This window comes from Herbaspirillum sp. NPDC101397 (assembly GCF_044767325.1).
Classification (GTDB): Bacteria; Pseudomonadota; Gammaproteobacteria; order Burkholderiales; family Burkholderiaceae_D; genus Herbaspirillum.
The window spans coordinates 267,854-284,953 of sequence record NZ_JBIWNS010000003.1 but is presented as its reverse complement, the minus strand read 5'-3'; the positions used below and the strand labels follow the sequence as shown (position 1 = coordinate 284,953).

Sequence of the window (17,100 nt, the reverse complement as noted above, 5' to 3'; positions counted from 1 at the left end):
TTGCGTGTTTTACAACTGGGAGGAACAAGTGAAGATTGCCAACATCACCATCAGCCGTCGTCTTTGGCTGGGCTTTGGATTGCTGACACTGTTGATGATCGCCATGGCGGTCGTCGGCGTGAACCGGCTTGCTCAGCTCAACCACCAGATGAACGACGTCATCCACGACAAATATCCCAAGACCGTGGCCGCCGGCGACATCGTCGACCAGATCAACCTGGTTGCGCGCTCGCTGCGCAACATCCTGCTGCTCAAGGACCCCGCGCAGATCAAGAGCGAAAACGACCGCATCGTCGGCGCCGACAAAGCCATTCAGGAACGCCTGGCCGAACTCGACAAGCGGCTGGCCGACGATCAGAGCCGTGCGCTGCTGGCCGATCTGATCAAGGCGCAAACGAATTACGTCGACAAACGCGACAAGGTACGCCAGATGGTGGCCGACGGCACCAAGGACGGCGCCATCGACATGCTCATCGGCGAAGTACGGCCGGTCCAGAGCGCATACATGACTGCTGTCGACAAGCTGATCAGACAGCAAAACGAGATGATGGTGACATCCGGCGACGAAGTGGAGCGCAACTATGAACACGCCAGAAACATGCTCATCGTGCTGGCCGCCCTCGGCCTCGTGATGGCGGGCAGCATCGCCTGGGGCATCACGCGCAGCATCACCATACCGCTCAACCGCGCTGTCGCAGTCGCCAGGACGGTGGCGTCCGGCGACCTCACCTCCGAGATCGACAGCAGCGGCAAGGACGAAACCGCGCAATTGCTGGAGGCGCTGAAAACCATGAACGACAATCTGCTGAAGATCGTCAGCCAGGTCCGCAGCGGCACCGACACCATCGCCACCGCCTCCGGCGAAATCGCCAGCGGCAATCTCGACCTTTCGAGCCGCACCGAACAGCAGGCCGGCTCGCTGGAAGAAACCGCCTCGGCCATGGAAGAACTGACTTCGACCGTCAGGCAGAACGCCGACAACGCGCGCCAGGCCAATGAGCTGGCGGCGTCGGCCTCGGAAGTTGCGACCCAGGGCGGCAACGTGGTCGGTCAGGTGGTCACGACCATGGAGTCCATCAACGAGTCGTCCCGCAAGATCGTCGACATCATCAGCGTGATCGACGGCATTGCCTTCCAGACCAATATCCTGGCGTTGAACGCCGCAGTCGAAGCCGCGCGCGCCGGCGAGCAGGGACGCGGCTTTGCCGTGGTGGCGTCGGAAGTGCGCAGCCTGGCGCAACGCAGCGCATCGGCCGCGAAGGAGATCAAGACGCTGATCAACGACTCCGTGGAAAAAGTCGGCAACGGCAGCAAACTGGTGGCCCAGGCCGGCAACACCATGAGCGAGGTGGTGCAAAGCGTCAGGCGCGTGACCGAGATCGTCGGCGAAATCACCGTCGCCGGCCAGGAGCAAAGCGAGGGCATCGAACAAATCAATCAGGCCGTCACGCAGATGGACGAGACCACGCAGCAGAACGCCGCGCTGGTCGAACAGGCGGCCGCAGCGGCGCAGTCCTTGCAAGACCAGGCCGATCGCCTGGCGCAGGTGGTCGGAATATTCAAGCTCGGCGGGTACCAGCTGCTCGGTGACGACGGTCTGGTGCAACGCAAGACCAGGCCGGCGGTCGCCGCGAAAGCCCCGCCGATGCGGCTTGGCCGCGCTGCTCAACCGGTGGCGCTCGGCAGCGACAAACAGTGGAAGGAATTCTGATGAGACGCAGCCGGGCAATCGATCAGACCGGCTGCACCTTGTCGATTATTGACGTTTCGAAAAGAACTTGCGGTAGAACTGCCACAGCGCGCCAAGCACGATCGGCAGGATCGCGGCGGCGATGCCGATCAGGACCAGCGTGTTGAGATTCTGGCGCACCCACGGCAAGTTGCCGAACAGGTAACCGAATACCAGCAGTCCGACCACCCATAACAGGGCGCCGATGATGTTGAAGAACTGGAACTTGATGAAGGTCATCGCCGACACGCCGGCGATGAACGGCGCGAAGGTGCGCACGATGGGCGTGAAGCGCGCCAGGATGATGGTCTTGCCGCCGTGTTTTTCGTAGAAGGCGTGGGTCTTGGCAAGCGCGGCGGGATTGAGCCAGCGGTAGTTGTGCGTGAAGACGCGGTGCCCGATGGCGCTGCCGATCCAATAGTTGAGGGTGTTGCCGGTCACGGCCGCGACCACAAGCAGGAACATCAGCAGCCAGATGTTCATGGCGCCGGTGGCGCAAAAGGTGCCGGCAATGAATAGCAGCGAGTCGCCGGGAAGAAAGGGCAACACCACCAGACCGGTTTCGCAGAAGATGATCAGGAACAGCACCACATAAATCATCGTGCCGTATTGTTCTATCAGGATGCCGAGGGACTTGTCGACGTGCAACAGCACGTCCAGTAACTGCAAGTAATCCATGGAACTCATTTCATAAATAGCCGTGAGTGCGAACGATCCTGTTTGGGAGGTAGTGCAAGGCGCGTCGCGCAGCCAAGGGTGGCTCCCTTGGCAAGCGGCGCAACGCAGCAATACGCCCAAACAGGACGTTCCCGAAGGGTTTGCCCCAGAAAGGGCGCTGGCCGCGTTGCGCTCCTTGCCAGCGCCCTTTCTGGGGCAAACGCATCTCGCGGCTATTCATGAAATGAGTTCCGCACTCATTTCGTTTTTGACGCCGCTCAGGCTGCGCCGGAATCATACACTACTCGACCCGGCGGGCCGTCGCCGGATAGCAGGGCTGGTTAGGCAGGAACAATGTCAAGAGGCGACTCAACAGGTAAATCGTTTTAAAGAAAAAACTTATTTGATCTGCATGCTCAAGAACAACAACTATGTTTCCGATAACAACGGATATGCCGACCGCTGCACTTCCCCAATAAAAGCGACGGCATGTCTTATCAACGGGAGACTCTGAATGCGCATCACAAATTTGAAAATCGGCGTTCGGCTGGGACTTGGCTTTGCCATTCTGGTTATGCTGCTCATCGCCACCGGCTTTCTCGGCGGCAACCGCCTGGCATCACTGAACGGCGAGATGTCGATGGTCGTGAATGAGACCTACCCCAAGACCGTCTATGCCAACGACATCATCATCCAGGAAAACCTGATCATCCGCGCCACCCGCAATCTGCTGCTGATGTCCGACCCGGAACAGCTCAAGGCGCAGAACGCGATTTTCTCTCCGGCCTTCCAGACCGTGGCGGCCGACATGGACAAGCTGGACAAGGGCATCAGGAGTGAACGCGGCCGTGAGCTGTTCAAGGAAATCCAGCGCAGCCGCAGCGAATACGTCGCCGCCAGCGACCAGGTGCTCAAGAACATCGCCGCCGGCGAAAAAGACAAGGCGGTGGCGCTGCTGTTCGCCGGCGGCACCTTCGACCTGCAGCAGAAGTACCTGAAATCCCTGACCGAGTTGATCAAATACCAAGACAAGCTGATGAAGGACGCCGGCGCATTGGTGGAGCAACAATACCGCAGCGCACTCAACCTGATCATCCTGCTGACCGCGACGGCGTTGCTGGTGGCAGTGGCGATTGCCTATTTCACAACGCGCAGCATCACGCGTCCACTCAACCGCGCCGTCGGCCTGGCCGAAACGGTGGCGGCGGGCGACCTGACCTCGCGCATCGACAGCGACAGCAAGGACGAAACCGGCAAACTGCTGTCCGCCCTCAAGGTCATGAACGCACGCCTGCTGCAGATCGTCGGCGAAGTGCGCGTCAGCACCGACACCATTGCCACCGCCTCGAGCGAAATCGCCACCGGCAATCTCGACCTCTCCTCACGCACCGAGCAGCAAGCCGGCGCACTGGAAGAAACCGCGTCCGCGATGGAAGAACTGACCTCGACCGTCCGCCAGAACGCCGACAATGCGCGCCAGGCCAACCAGCTGGCGGCAACCGCATCGCAAGTGGCGGAGCAAGGCGGCACGGTGGTCAGCCAGGTGGTCGACACCATGAACAACATCAATGATTCGTCGAAGAAAATCGTCGACATCATCAGTGTGATCGATGGCATCGCCTTCCAGACCAACATCCTCGCGTTGAACGCCGCAGTCGAAGCTGCGCGCGCAGGCGAACAGGGCCGCGGCTTTGCCGTGGTGGCTTCCGAAGTACGCAGCCTGGCGCAACGTTCGGCATCGGCTGCCAAGGAAATCAAGGAACTGATCGCCGACTCGGTGCAAAAGGTCGGTGAAGGCAGCAAGCTGGTGGCGCAAGCCGGCACGACCATGGACGAGGTGGTCGCCAGCGTCAAACGCGTCACCGACGTTGTCAGCGAAATCAGCGCAGCCAGTCAGGAACAAAGCCAGGGCATTGAGCAGATCAACCAGGCCATCACGCAGATGGACCAGACCACGCAGCAGAACGCCGCGCTGGTGGAAGAAGCCGCCGCTGCTGCGCAATCGATGCAGGAACAGGCCGGTCGGCTGACGCAGGCGGTCAGCGTGTTCAGGATTTCGGGTAACGACGCCGCTCAGGCGCCGGCTGCAGTCAAGGTTGCAACGGTGGTGCGCAAAGCGGCGCCGGCGATTGCCAAAGCCGTGAAGCCCGCCGCCGCGCCGGCCAGGAAAGTACCGGCAGCATTGCCGGCAGTCAAGCCCATCACCGCCAAAGCTGACGGCGGCGGCGACGATCAGTGGGAACAGTTTTAAGAAATAGTTGTAAGACGCCGTTTTAACAAATTCGGTGCAACCCGCCCGAGAGCGGGACCGGATGCAAGGCAGATGCTGGTCAGATTCAAACCGGACGCAACATAAATCATACCGAGCGGAGAATTGACGCGTATGAGTGCAGTCAAGGAACGGGAGGGGAACGACTCCATGATGGACGCCGAACGCATCGGCCTCGAGCTTGAACAATGCCGCAGCTCCCTTGCAGAAAAAGAGGCGCTGCTGGCGGCGTTTTCTCGCTCGATGGCAATCCTTGAACTGGCGCCGGATGGCACCATCCTGTCGGCCAATGAGAATTTCCTCACGCTGATGGCGTACCGGCGCAGCGACATCGTCGGCCACCATCACCGCATGCTGTGCAATCCGGTGCACGCTGAATCACCCGAATACGCCGAGTTCTGGCGACGCCTGCACCAGGGAGAAGTCGTGTCCGGCACCTTGCAGCGCATGCGCAGCGACGGCTCGCGGCTGTGGCTGGAAGCCACCTGCAATCCGGTGTTCGACGCCGAGGGACGCTTGCTGCGGGTGGTTTCAATTGCCGCCGACATCACCGCCCATATCGACGACTCGCAGGAAAAGCACAGCGTGCTGCGTGCGCTCAACCGCTCACTCGGCGTGATTGAATTTTCTGCCGATGGCATCATCGTCGGCGCCAACGGCAACTATCTCAAGACCATGGGCTACCTGCCCGAAGAGATCGTCGGCAAGCATCACCGCTTCCTGTGCGAACCGGATTACGTCGGCAGCCAGGAGTACGAAAATTTCTGGCGCGACGTCAACCAGGGCCGCTTCTTCTCCGGCCGTTTCAAACGCATCGCGCGCGACGGCCGACCGGTGTGGTGGGAAGCCACCTATACGCCGGTGTTCGATCTCGAAGGCAAGCCGATCAAGATCATCAGCATCGGCTCGGACGTGTCGTACCGCATGGTGCGCGAGCAGCGCGACCGCGAGTATCAACACTTGCTGTCGCTGGGCATCAATGAAACCGACAATGCGGTGTTCATCACCAACGACGCCAATCACATCGTCTTCCACAACACCGGGTTCAGCCGCATGCTCGGCTTCACCGCGGAGGAAGTCATCGGCCGTCGGCCGCGCGAGTTGTTCGAGGGGCAGACCGCCATCCTCAAGCTGATCGAGGACTGCTATGCGGTAATCGCCGAGGGCCGCAGTTTCCACGGCGAAGAAATGATGGTCGACAAACAGGGCCATCCGCTGTGGGTATCGACCGTGGTCAACCCGATCCTCGACGGCGACGGCAAGCTGATCAATGCGGTCTGCATCCTGACCGACATCACCAACACCAAGATGCACGAAGTTCTGCAATACAAGGCGCTCAATGCCATGGTGCGTGAGGCCAGCCTGCAGGAAGTGCTGACCATGGTGTGCGTGGAACTGGAACGCATGGCGCCCGACGTGGCGGCGTCGATCCTGCGCGTGGACGAACAGGGCTTGCTGCATCCGGTGGCCGGCCCCAGTCTTCCGGAAGAATACAGCCGCGCACTCGAGGGTGTGGCGATCGGCCCGAGCGTCGGCTCCTGCGGCACCGCGGCGTTCCGCGCCGAGCCGGTGGAGGTGACGGACATTGCCACCGATCCGCTATGGGCCGAATATCGCCACCTGGTGCTGCCCACGGGTTTGCAGTCGTGCTGGTCGACGCCGATCAAGTCGGCCGATGGCCGCGTGATCGGCACGTTTGCGTTCTACTATCACAGCAAACGCCGCCCCGATCCCTTCCATCACCGCCTGGTGGATGTCAGCCTGCACTTGTGCGCGCTGGCGCTGGAGCGCGAAGAGGCGCGCTCGCGCATCCACCGGCTGGCGTTCTACGATTCGCTGACCGGGTTGCCCAATCGCAGCCTGCTGCTGGTCAACGCCAACCAGGCCATCGCCAATGCGGCGCGCACCAAGATTCCGCTGGCGGTGCTGTTCATCGACCTCGACCGTTTCAAGCAGATCAACGACTCACTGGGGCATCAGGCCGGTGACGAACTGCTGCGCACGGTCGCCAGCCGCCTGCAGATCGAGGCGCGCAAGTCGGACATTGTCGGCCGCTTGTCCGGCGACGAGTTTGTCATCGTGCTGGCGCAATGCGACCTGAACCGCGTCACGGACGTCGTCAAGCGCATCCAGGCCAGCCTGTCGCTGCCCTGCCATATTGCCGGCGTGGCGATCACGCCCTCGGCCAGCATCGGCATCAGCCTGTTTCCCGACAACGGTGAGACCATAGAGATCCTGCTGCATCGCGCCGACATGGCGATGTACCAGACCAAGGCCAACAACCGCGGCCGCTTCAGCTTCTTCAGCGAAGAGATGAATTCCCAGGCGCAGGAACGCCTGGCGCTGGAGGGCGCGCTACGCGACGCGCTGCGTGGCGGCGATTTCGAGTTGCATTACCAGCCGCAGGTCAATTTCCACACCGGCCTGTTGCACGGCGTGGAGGCGTTGGCGCGCTGGCATCACGACCAGCTTGGCCAGGTCTCGCCGGCGCGCTTCATCCCGATCGCGGAAGAATGCGGCCTGATCGGCGAGCTCGGCAAATGGGCGCTGGAAGAAGCCTGCTTCCAACTGCACGACTGGCGCCGACGCGGCATCAACGTGCCGTCGGTATCGGTCAATCTGTCGTCCACCAACTTCCATGATCTGGAACTACCGCAGTTCATCGCCGGCCTGCTGCAACGCTTCGAACTGGCGCCAGGCGACCTGACGCTGGAAATCACCGAAACCGTGATGATGGACACCAATCCCAGCACCACGCGCACCATCCGCGAAGTGCATGCGCAAGGCGTGAAGCTGGCGATGGACGATTTCGGCACCGGTTATTCAAGTCTCGGCTACCTGCGCAACCTGCCGGTGTGCGAGCTCAAGCTGGACCAGAGTTTTGTGCGCGACATGGACCGCGACCAGACGGTGCTGGCGCTGACCAACGCAGTCATCCGCATCGGTGAAAGCCTCGACCTGATCGTGGTGGCCGAAGGCGTCGAAGACAAGCGGCAATACGATTTGCTGAAACAACAGGGCTGCGATGTGGCGCAAGGCTACCTGTTTTCGCGACCGATGCTGGCCACGGTCTTTGAACATTGGCTGAAAAATTTCAAAATCGACAATTTTCTCTAAAAGTTTTATCAGGGAAACAATATTACGTAGCATTATTACATCGCTTTTCATTGGTCTTACCGCTAAAACTGGTTCATAAACAACGACTTACGTTGTTTTTTGGCTCAAATGAGACCGCATGAAAAGCGAAGTTGGCTATACTTGCTCGCGTTCAAAAAACCGAAGTCTTTCGATCCAGCCGCGCACGCGCAAACGTTTGCTGAAAATTCAGCCCCACAACGTTTGCTCGCGGTTCCCGGGCGTCTTGCGCCCAAACAAAAAGAAAACCACACCATGCAAACTTCTGCCTTCCACTATCGCAGCTGGGCCGTCGGCACCAAGCTCACTTCCCTTACTCTCGCGCTGGTCGGCGCGCTGTTCGTCGCGGCCATCCTGCTGATCGACCTCACCACGTCGGCCATGCTGGAACAGCGTTCGATGAACCAGATCAGCGGCGAGACGCGCGGCGTGGTCAACATGGTCGAGATGTTTGACCGTTCGGTGAACAGCCAGGTGGAACGCTTCTCCAACATGTTCTCCAACTCTTTCCCGGGCAAGTTCACGCTGGACGCCGGCCACACCGTGCAGATCGGCGACAAGGCCACGCCAGTGCTGCGTAACGGCGACACCGACCTCAACCTCGACTTCACGATTCCCGACCGCTTCACCGCGCAGACCGGCGTGACCGCGACGATCTTCGCCAAGACCGGTGATGATTTCGTACGCGTCTCGACCTCGGTCAAGAAAGAAGACGGCGAACGCGCGGTTGGCACGCTGCTCGACCGTGCGCATCCCGGCTACGCGGCATTGAAGGCGGACAAGTCCTACAGCGGCATCGCCACGCTGTTCGGCAAGCAATACATCACCAAGTACGTGCCGATCAAGGATGCCGCCGGCCAGCTCATCGGTGTGCTGTATGTTGGCGTCGACATCTCCGGCGACATCAAGGCATTGAAAGACAAGATCAAGGCGCTGAAGATCGGCGAGACCGGCTTTTTCTATGTGCTCAACGCCAAGGAAGGCAAGGATTTCGGCGCGCTGCTGGCCGGTCCGAAGGATGAAGGCAAGAACCTGCTGGGACTGAAAGACGTCGACGGCAAGGAATTCATCAAGGACATGCTCACCAAGAAGCAAGGCGTGATGCGCTATATGTGGGACAACCCGGACACCGCCGGCCACGCCGGCGAAGAAAAGATCGTCGCCTTCTCGCAATTCCCGGCCTGGAACTGGGTCATCGTCGGCGAGACCTACGCCGAAGAAGTCACCAAGGAAATCGCCGCCATGCGCAACCGCTTCATGCTGTTCGGCGCAATCTTCCTGCTGCTGGTCGGCGTGGTGCTGACCATGGTGATCAAGCGGGTCGTGACGCGTCCGCTGGCGCGCGCCCGTGCCGCCGCCGATTTGCTGGCGAGCGGCGACCTGACTGCGCGCGTGCGCGTCAGCGACGGCCAGCAGGATGAAATCGGGCAGTTGATGCGCGCCGTCAACGGCATCAGCGAAGGCCTCGCGCACGTGGTCGCCGACGTCCGTCAGGGCACTGAGCAGATCACCACGGCCTCGAGCGAAATCGCCACCGGCAACCTCGACCTGTCGAGCCGCACCGAACAGCAGGCCGGCTCGCTGGAAGAGACCGCCTCGGCGATGGAAGAATTGACCTCCACCGTGAAGCAGAACGCCGACAACGCCGGCCAGGCCAACCAGCTTGCACTGTCCGCATCGGAAGTGGCCTCGCAAGGCGGCGCCGTGGTCGGCAAGGTGATCGACACGATGGGCTCGATCAACGAATCCTCGCGCAAGATCGTCGACATCATCAGTGTGATCGACGGCATCGCCTTCCAGACCAACATCCTCGCCCTGAACGCAGCGGTGGAAGCTGCCCGCGCCGGCGAACAGGGCCGCGGCTTTGCCGTGGTCGCATCGGAAGTGCGCAGCCTGGCGCAACGCTCGGCATCGGCGGCGAAGGAAATCAAGGGCCTCATCGACGACTCGGTCGACAAGGTCGAGGCCGGCAGCAAGCTGGTGGAACAAGCCGGCGCCACCATGGGCGAAGTGGTCGCCAGCGTCAAGCGCGTGACCGACATCGTCGGCGAAATCAGCTCGGCCAGCCAGGAACAGCGCGCCGGCATCGAGCAGGTCAACCACGCCATCGTGCAGATGGAACAAACCACGCAGCAAAACGCCGCACTGGTCGAACAAGCCGCCGCCGCCGCGCAATCGCTGCAGGACCAGGCACACAAGCTGACCGCCTCGGTCAGCACCTTCAAGCTGGACGAAACGCATGCCATGGCGTTCGGCTCCACAGCGGTACCAGTGCACAAAGTCATCGCCAAGGCTGCGCCGCTCGTCAAACCGGCGGCTGCACCGAAAGCCGCTCCCATCGCCAAACTCCCGGCTGCAAAAAAATCCCTGTCGGCGCCATCCAAAGACGAGGACTGGGAGCAGTTCTAAACACAATCGACACAGCAGGCCAAGGGTGATCCGTGAGCGATCCCTGAGCCTGCTGGCGGTATAATCGCCGGATGAACGCACCAGATCGCCCGCCCCGTCCAATTCGCCCCATCCAGGCCCTGCCCGACCAGCTGATTTCCCAAATCGCTGCCGGCGAAGTCATCGAACGTCCTTCCGCCGTCGTCAAGGAATTGCTGGAGAACGCGCTCGATGCCGGCGCCACGCACATCACCGTGCGGCTGGAACAGGGCGGCGTCAAACGCATCGCCATCACCGACAACGGCCGCGGCATTCCGCCGGAGCAGATGCCGCTGGCGCTGGCGCGTCATGCGACCTCCAAGATTGCTTCGCTGACTGATCTGGAAAACGTCGGCACACTGGGTTTTCGCGGTGAAGCGCTGGCCTCGATCGCCTCGGTCGCCCAGCTCACGCTGACCACCCGCACCGCCGACGCCGCCCACGCCTGGGAAATCACCGGCTCGCAGGAAGGCACAGTCGTGCCTGCCTCGGGTGCGCCCGGCACCACCATCGACGTGCAGGATCTGTATTTCAACACGCCGGCGCGGCGCAAGTTCCTGAAGTCCGAACAGACCGAATACGGCCACTGCGCCGAAGTCGTGCGCCGCATTGCGCTGGCGCGTCCGGACGTGACGTTTTCGCTGACCCACAACGGCAAGACCGTCGATCACTGGAACACCGGCGAATTCGCCAAGCGCAGCGCCCACATCCTAGGCGACGAGTTCGCCAACGCCCGCCTGCCGCTCGACGAGAGCGCCGGCCCGCTGCGCCTGCACGGCTTTGTCGGTTTGCCGACCGCCTCCAAGGCGCGCGCCGACGGCCAGTATTTTTACGTCAACGGCCGCTTCGTGCGCGACAAATTGCTGGTGCACGCGGTGCGCGCCGCCTACCAGGACGTGCTGCACGGCGACCGCTATCCGTCGTACGCGCTGTCGCTCGACCTCGATCCGGCGCTGGTCGACGTCAACGTCCATCCGTCCAAGATCGAAGTGCGCTTCCGCGACAGCCGCAGCGTGCATCAATTCGTTTTCCACGCGGTCAGCCGCGCATTGGCGGCGACGTCGGCCACCTCCTTCGGCAACGCGCCGGCGCCGCAAGCCGCAGGCAACGGTCCGCTGCCGTGGATGCGCGATCAGCAAGCGCAGCCTCAGCCGCAGTATCAGAACGAATTCGGCGCGCAGCTGAGACCGAATTTCTCCGCCGGCAATTTCGGCGTGGCGCAGAACACGGCGGAATACGGCGCAATGTTCCAGCCCGGCGTGCAGACCAATCTGGACATGGCTGCGGCCTATGGTGGCGACACAACGCCAGGCGCTTTCGCCATGCCGGTTTCTGCCCATGCCAATCCGCAGACGCTGCCGTCCGACGACTTCCCGCTCGGCTTCGCGCTGGCGCAGTTGCACGGCATCTACGTGCTGGCGCAAAACAGCAAGGGCCTGGTGGTGGTCGACATGCACGCCGCGCACGAACGCATCCTGTATGAGCAATTGAAGAACGCGCTCGACGACAATTCCATGTTCGTGCAGCCGCTGCTGATCCCGGTGACCTTCTACGCCGACGCCGTCGAAGTCGGCACCGTCGAAGAACATCAGGAAACCTTGAGCGCACTCGGCTTCGACATCGCCGCGATGTCGCCGACCACGCTGGCCGTGCGCGCGGTGCCGGCGCTGCTCAAGAACGCCGACGCCCAGACCCTGGCGCGCGATGTCTTGCGCGACGTGCGCGAATTCGGCGGCTCGCGCGTGCTGCTTGAGCGTCGCAATGAACTGCTCGGCACGCTGGCCTGCCACACCGCGGTGCGCGCCAACCGCAGCCTGACCGTGCCGGAAATGAACGCCCTGCTGCGCCAGATGGAAGCCACCGAGCGCGCAGACCAGTGCAACCACGGCCGTCCGACCTGGAGCCAGCTGGCCCTGTCCGACATGGACAAACTCTTCCTGCGCGGTCAATAAAATGGCGTCAGCACCATTGGCGGTCGCCATCATGGGACCGACCGCTTCCGGCAAGACTGCCGCGGCGCTTGAAATTGCCAAACACATTCCCTGCGAAATCATCTCGGTCGACTCGGCGCTGGTGTATCGCGAGATGGACATCGGCACCGCCAAGCCCAACGCCGACGAACTCGCCAGCGTGCCGCATCACCTGATCGACATCATCGATCCGACTGAAGCCTACTCCGCCATGCAGTTCCGCAACGACGCGCTGCGCCTGGCGCAGGACATCCGTGCGCGCGGCAAGCTGCCGCTGCTGGTGGGCGGCACGATGCTGTATTTCAAGGTCTTGCGTGACGGCCTCGACGACCTGCCTGAAGCCGATCCCGAAGTACGCGCGCGCCTGGACGAAGAAGCTGCACGCGATGGCGTACCTGCCCTGCACGCACGCCTCGCCACGCTCGATCCGGAAACCGCCGCCCGCCTCAAACCCAACGACAGCCAGCGCATCCAGCGCGCGCTCGAGATCATCGAGCTGACCGGCAGGCCGATGTCGGCCTTGCTGACGCAGAAGACCGCAGCAGCCCTGCCCTTCACGCTGCTGCCGCTGGCGCTGGAGCCGTCCGACCGCGCCGTGCTGCACGAACGCATCGCGCGCCGCTTCGGCCTCATGCTGGAAAACGACGGCCTGCTGGCCGAAGTCCGCAAGCTGCGCGCCCGCGGCGACCTCCACCTGGGCCTGCCGTCAATGCGCTGCGTCGGCTACCGCCAGGCCTGGGAACATCTCGACGGCCAGTACGACCGCGCCGAAATGCGCGAACGCGGCATCATTGCCACGCGACAACTGGCCAAGCGCCAGATCACTTGGCTGCGCTCGACACCGGACCGCATCGTGATCGACTGCAATGCGCCCGACGCGACGCAGGCGGTGATGGCGTACGTGCGCAAGGCGCTGGAACATTGATTGGATAAGGCCGGCAAGCGCGGGTTAATGAAACAGCAATCTTAGGCTTAAATCTCTTGACACAAGCAAGAACGGACAGCATAATCACGGGCTTGCTTTTGGTGATATAGCTCAGTTGGTTAGAGCACAGCACTCATAATGCTGGGGTCGGTGGTTCAAGTCCACCTATCACCACCAAAGACATCTGAAGGCCCGTGTTCGCACGGGCCTTTTTTGTTTTTTACGGTCAACTTGACCTGCGTCAATTGCCTGCCCTGCCTGGCTTGGAGGACAATCCGACATATCAACGGAGGAGCAATGGCTGGAGTCAGCATCAAGAAGATCATGACCGCGAAGCTCGTCACCGTCACCCTGGACGACAAGCTGGAAACGGTCAAAGAGATTTTCGACAACCTGAAATTCCATCACCTGCTGGTGGTGGAAGAGCGCAAGCTGCTGGGCGTGGTGTCCGATCGCGACCTGCTCAAGGCGCTGAGTCCGAACATCGGCTCGGCCCGGGAAACCTACCAGGACACCGCCAGTCTGAACAAGCGCGTGCACCAGATCATGACGCGGCGGCCGATCGTGCTGCAGGAAAGCGCCACGGTCGATGACGCGATCCAGTCCTTCAATACCCACGGCATTTCCTGCCTGCCGGTGGTCGATCTGAACTTCAGGCCGGTCGGCATCGTCACGTGGCGCGACATTCTCAAGAACCTGCGGATCAATCCAACCAATCCGACCGTCGCGTAAACATCGCCGTTAATTCAGTGCAGCCGCATCCGGCACGATCGTCGCAAAACGATCACCCAACGCCGCCAGCGTCGCACGCTGCACCTCCGCCGCCGGCACCACGCCCTTGCCCAGCGCATCCGGCAGATCGCGCGTGGCGCACGCCGCCGCCACCACCGTCGACACATAGCCATGATCCAGCGCCGAGCGTGTGGTGGCACTGATGCACATGTGGGTGGCGAAGCCAGCGATGATCAGCTCCTTTTTCCCCGCCTTCTTCAGCTCGGCGTCCAGCGTGGTGCCGGCGAAGGAATTCGGCAGCGCCTTGACCACCGTGACTTCGCCGTCCTGCGGCTGCAGGCCGTCGATGATGCCGACGAATTCGCGCTGCGGATCGAATAGCGCCGCACCCGGCTTGGCGTGGTGCACCACGTGGAATACCGGTGCCCCGGCGGCGCGCGCCTGCTTGAGCAAGGCGGCGATCTCGCCGACGGCGGCGTCGATGCCGGCCAGCGGCACACCACCGACGGTGTATTCGGTCTGGTGATCGATCAGCACCAGTGCGGCGTCTTGCCACTTTGGCGAACGCGGTGCGGCGCCGGCGATTTGCAGCAGGGTTTTTGGTGTGGACATGGTTTTTCTCCTTGAGGGTGGTGAACGATGGGATCATCCTAGACGGTTAAAATACGTTCATCAATTCACAAAAACAGGTAGCCATCCGTGAATAAATTCACATCCGCATCCGACTCGTCTGCACTCCTCGCCGCCGACTGGGAAGGCTTGCGCACCTTTGCCGCGTTTATCGAATCAGGCAGCTTTTCCGGTGCCGCGCGCATGCTGGGCGTGACCCATGCCACTGTCAGCCGGCGCCTGCAAACGCTGGAGCATGCCTTGCACGGCCCGTTGTTTACACGACGCGGCGACGACACCGAACTGACGCGGCTGGGCGAAACGGTGCTGGCCGCCGCGCGCGAAATGCAGGCGCAGACCGCGCAGCTGGCGCGCCGCCTGGCCGGCGAAGACATCCGCATGGAAGGCAAGCTGCGCATCGCCAGCACCGACGCCATGGGCACCATGTTCCTGGCGCCGCGCCTGCCGGCGCTGCTGGAGCGCTGGCCGCAGCTCGACATCGAGTTCAGCATGAGTCACCAGACCGTGAGCCTGGCGCGCCGCGACGCCGACCTGGCGATCCGCTTCGCGCGGCCGCAGGACGGCGACCTGATTGCGCGCAAGCTGGGCAAGATCAGCTACTTCCTGTGCGGCAGCCGCGCACGCGTGGCCGAATGGCGCGCCGCGCCGGCTTCTGCGCCGTTCATCGGCTTCGACGACGGTGTGCCGGATATTCCCGAGACGCAATGGCTGGCGGATCATGCCGGCGGCAATCCGGTGCGCTTCCGCAGCACCAGCCTGGTGACGCAATGCATGGCGGCGCGCGCCGGCGTGGGCATGGCCTTGTTGCCACATTACCTGCTGGCGCCTGAGCTGGAACTGGCAGAGGCTGCGCCACAGTTGCAGCGCGAGGCCTGGGCGGTGTACCACCGCGATCTGCGGGCACTGCCGCGTCTGCGGGCGGTGCTGGATTGGCTGGAAGGCTGCTTCGCCGACGGATCGCCCGCCTGAATCTGGCGGAAGAGTCGCCGGGAAGTTGCCTTGATGACATTGTTGACATTTTCAACGCCTTTTCCGGCCTCCCCGGATCCGCGCCCGCCTGCGGCTCCGCGCGGTATCCGGTGCTATAATCGCGGACCTTGGAAGCACCGACTGCAGGCGCCCCGGATCGCGCCGCACAAGCCGCCTTTCCGGCTGCCGCGACTGTAGTTTGCCCATGCTCAGCTTCCCCTTGCCGGCGCCTGGCCGATGCGCCCCACAAGCCAACGTGCGCAGGACCCAGCCTCCCGCCGCGCGCTCATGCCTGAATGACATTTATGCAGAAAAAAGTATTCATCAAAACCTTCGGCTGCCAGATGAACGAGTACGACTCGGACAAGATGGCCGACGTGCTGAACCTGTCCGACGGTCTGATCAAGACCGACCGTCCGGAAGACGCCGACGTGATCCTGCTCAACACCTGTTCGGTGCGCGAAAAGGCGCAGGAAAAAGTGTTCTCGGATCTCGGCCGCCTGCGCGAACTGAAGAAAATCAATCCTGACCTGCTGATCGGCGTCGGCGGTTGCGTGGCCTCCCAGGAAGGTGAAGCCATCGTCAAGCGCGCGCCCTTCGTCGACATGGTATTCGGTCCGCAAACCCTGCATCGCCTGCCGCAGATGATCAGCGAGCGCCGCTTTACCGGCCGCCCGCAGGTCGACATCAGCTTCCCTGAAATCGAAAAGTTCGATCACATGCCGCCGGCCCGCGTTGAAGGCGCGACGGCGTACGTGTCGATCATGGAAGGTTGCAGCAAGTACTGCAGCTACTGTGTGGTGCCGTACACGCGCGGCGAGGAAGTGTCGCGCCGTTTCGAGGACGTACTGACAGAGGTGGCCGGACTGGCCGCACAAGGCGTCAAGGAAATCACGCTGCTGGGCCAGAACGTCAATGCCTTCCGCGGCGTCATGGAAGACGGCGAGATCGCCGACTTCGCGCTGCTGATCGAATACATCGCCGAGATGCCCGGCATCCAGCGCATTCGTTTCGTCACCAGCCATCCCAAGGAATTCACCCAGCGCCTGATCGACACCTACGCCAAGGTGCCCAAGCTGGTCGATCACCTGTACCTGCCGGCGCAGCACGGTTCCGACCGCATCCTGTCGGCCATGAAGCGCGGCTATACGGCGCTGGAATACAAATCGGTGCTGCGCCGCCTGCGCGAAGTGCGGCCCAACATCACGATTTCGAGCGACTTCATCGTCGGCTTCCCCGGCGAGACAGATGAAGACTTCAACGCGCTGATGAAGCTGATTACCGATATCGGCTTCGACAGCAGCTTCAGCTTTGTCTTCAGCCCGCGGCCCGGTACACCGGCGGCCAACCTGGCCGACGACACGCCTGCCGAGGTCAAACTGAAGCGCCTGCAACATCTGCAAGCGGTGGTGCAGGACAATGCCAGCAAGATCAGCCAGGCCATGCTCGGCACGGTCCAGCGCATTCTGGTCGAAGGCCCTTCAAAGAAAGATGCCAACGAATTGCAAGGCCGCACGGAAAACAACCGCGTGGTGAATTTCGACGCCGGCCCGAACGGCGCCCGCCTGATCGGCGAAATGATCGACGTCACCATCGTCCAGACTTTCGCGTTTTCGCTGCGCGGCGAGATCATCGTCAAGCAATGACGCCATCGCCA

At 62.1% G+C, this 17,100-nt stretch carries 12 protein-coding genes and 1 tRNA gene; 11 read left to right on the top strand and 2 right to left on the bottom strand.

The window, feature by feature from the left end; all coding sequences use genetic code 11:
• The first annotated feature begins 28 nt into the window (after nt 1–28).
• The gene (locus tag ACIROW_RS09255; protein WP_402274438.1) at nt 29–1,711 is read left to right on the top strand and encodes a methyl-accepting chemotaxis protein; all 1,683 of its coding nucleotides are present in this window, start codon (nt 29–31) and stop codon (nt 1,709–1,711) included.
• Nucleotides 1,712–1,756: 45 nt separating this feature from the next.
• On the opposite strand, the gene ACIROW_RS09250 is transcribed toward ACIROW_RS09255, so the two are convergent.
• Nucleotides 1,757–2,407: a VTT domain-containing protein gene (locus tag ACIROW_RS09250; protein WP_402274436.1), complete on the bottom strand. Its 651-nt coding sequence runs from the start codon at nt 2,405–2,407 to the stop codon at nt 1,757–1,759.
• A gap of 22 nt (nt 2,408–2,429) precedes the next feature.
• Between ACIROW_RS09250 and ACIROW_RS09245 the strand changes: the two genes are divergently transcribed.
• From ACIROW_RS09245 to ACIROW_RS09210, 8 genes are all read left to right on the top strand, one after another.
• Nucleotides 2,430–2,900, top strand: coding sequence for a hypothetical protein (locus tag ACIROW_RS09245; protein ID WP_402274434.1), 471 nt, complete (start codon nt 2,430–2,432; stop codon nt 2,898–2,900).
• Nucleotides 2,901–4,637, top strand: coding sequence for a methyl-accepting chemotaxis protein (locus ACIROW_RS09240; RefSeq protein ID WP_402274432.1), 1,737 nt, complete (start codon nt 2,901–2,903; stop codon nt 4,635–4,637).
• 168 nt (nt 4,638–4,805) lie between these two features.
• Nucleotides 4,806–7,772 carry an EAL domain-containing protein gene (locus tag ACIROW_RS09235; RefSeq protein ID WP_402274962.1) on the top strand — a complete coding sequence of 989 codons (2,967 nt, stop codon included), beginning with the start codon at nt 4,806–4,808 and terminating at the stop codon, nt 7,770–7,772.
• A gap of 273 nt (nt 7,773–8,045) precedes the next feature.
• Nucleotides 8,046–10,199 carry a Cache 3/Cache 2 fusion domain-containing protein gene (locus ACIROW_RS09230; RefSeq protein WP_402274430.1) on the top strand — a complete coding sequence of 718 codons (2,154 nt, stop codon included), beginning with the start codon at nt 8,046–8,048 and terminating at the stop codon, nt 10,197–10,199.
• A 71-nt stretch (nt 10,200–10,270) separates the two neighbouring features.
• A complete protein-coding gene (gene mutL / locus ACIROW_RS09225) occupies nt 10,271–12,169 on the top strand; it encodes a DNA mismatch repair endonuclease MutL (RefSeq protein WP_402274428.1) in 1,899 nt (632 codons plus the stop codon).
• Between the two features lies 1 nt (nt 12,170).
• On the top strand, nt 12,171–13,112 hold the full coding sequence (gene miaA / locus ACIROW_RS09220) for a tRNA (adenosine(37)-N6)-dimethylallyltransferase MiaA (RefSeq protein ID WP_402274425.1): 942 nt from the start codon (nt 12,171–12,173) through the stop codon (nt 13,110–13,112).
• Nucleotides 13,113–13,212: 100 nt separating this feature from the next.
• Nucleotides 13,213–13,289, top strand: a tRNA-Met gene (locus ACIROW_RS09215).
• A gap of 120 nt (nt 13,290–13,409) precedes the next feature.
• Entirely contained in the window at nt 13,410–13,844 is a 435-nt protein-coding gene (locus tag ACIROW_RS09210) for a CBS domain-containing protein (RefSeq protein ID WP_402274423.1), read from the top strand.
• 9 nt (nt 13,845–13,853) lie between these two features.
• Here ACIROW_RS09210 and ACIROW_RS09205 read toward each other — a convergent pair whose 3' ends face one another.
• Nucleotides 13,854–14,456 carry a cysteine hydrolase family protein gene (locus tag ACIROW_RS09205; protein WP_402274421.1) on the bottom strand — a complete coding sequence of 201 codons (603 nt, stop codon included), beginning with the start codon at nt 14,454–14,456 and terminating at the stop codon, nt 13,854–13,856.
• Between the two features lie 87 nt (nt 14,457–14,543).
• On the opposite strand from ACIROW_RS09205, the gene ACIROW_RS09200 reads away from it, so the two are divergent.
• Together ACIROW_RS09200 and miaB are read left to right on the top strand one after the other, a co-directional pair.
• Nucleotides 14,544–15,443 carry a LysR family transcriptional regulator gene (locus ACIROW_RS09200; RefSeq protein WP_402274419.1) on the top strand — a complete coding sequence of 300 codons (900 nt, stop codon included), beginning with the start codon at nt 14,544–14,546 and terminating at the stop codon, nt 15,441–15,443.
• A gap of 305 nt (nt 15,444–15,748) precedes the next feature.
• Nucleotides 15,749–17,089 (top strand): tRNA (N6-isopentenyl adenosine(37)-C2)-methylthiotransferase MiaB, encoded by a 1,341-nt coding sequence (gene miaB, locus ACIROW_RS09195; RefSeq protein ID WP_402274417.1) that lies wholly within the window; start codon nt 15,749–15,751, stop codon nt 17,087–17,089.
• The last annotated feature ends 11 nt before the right edge of the window (nt 17,090–17,100 follow it).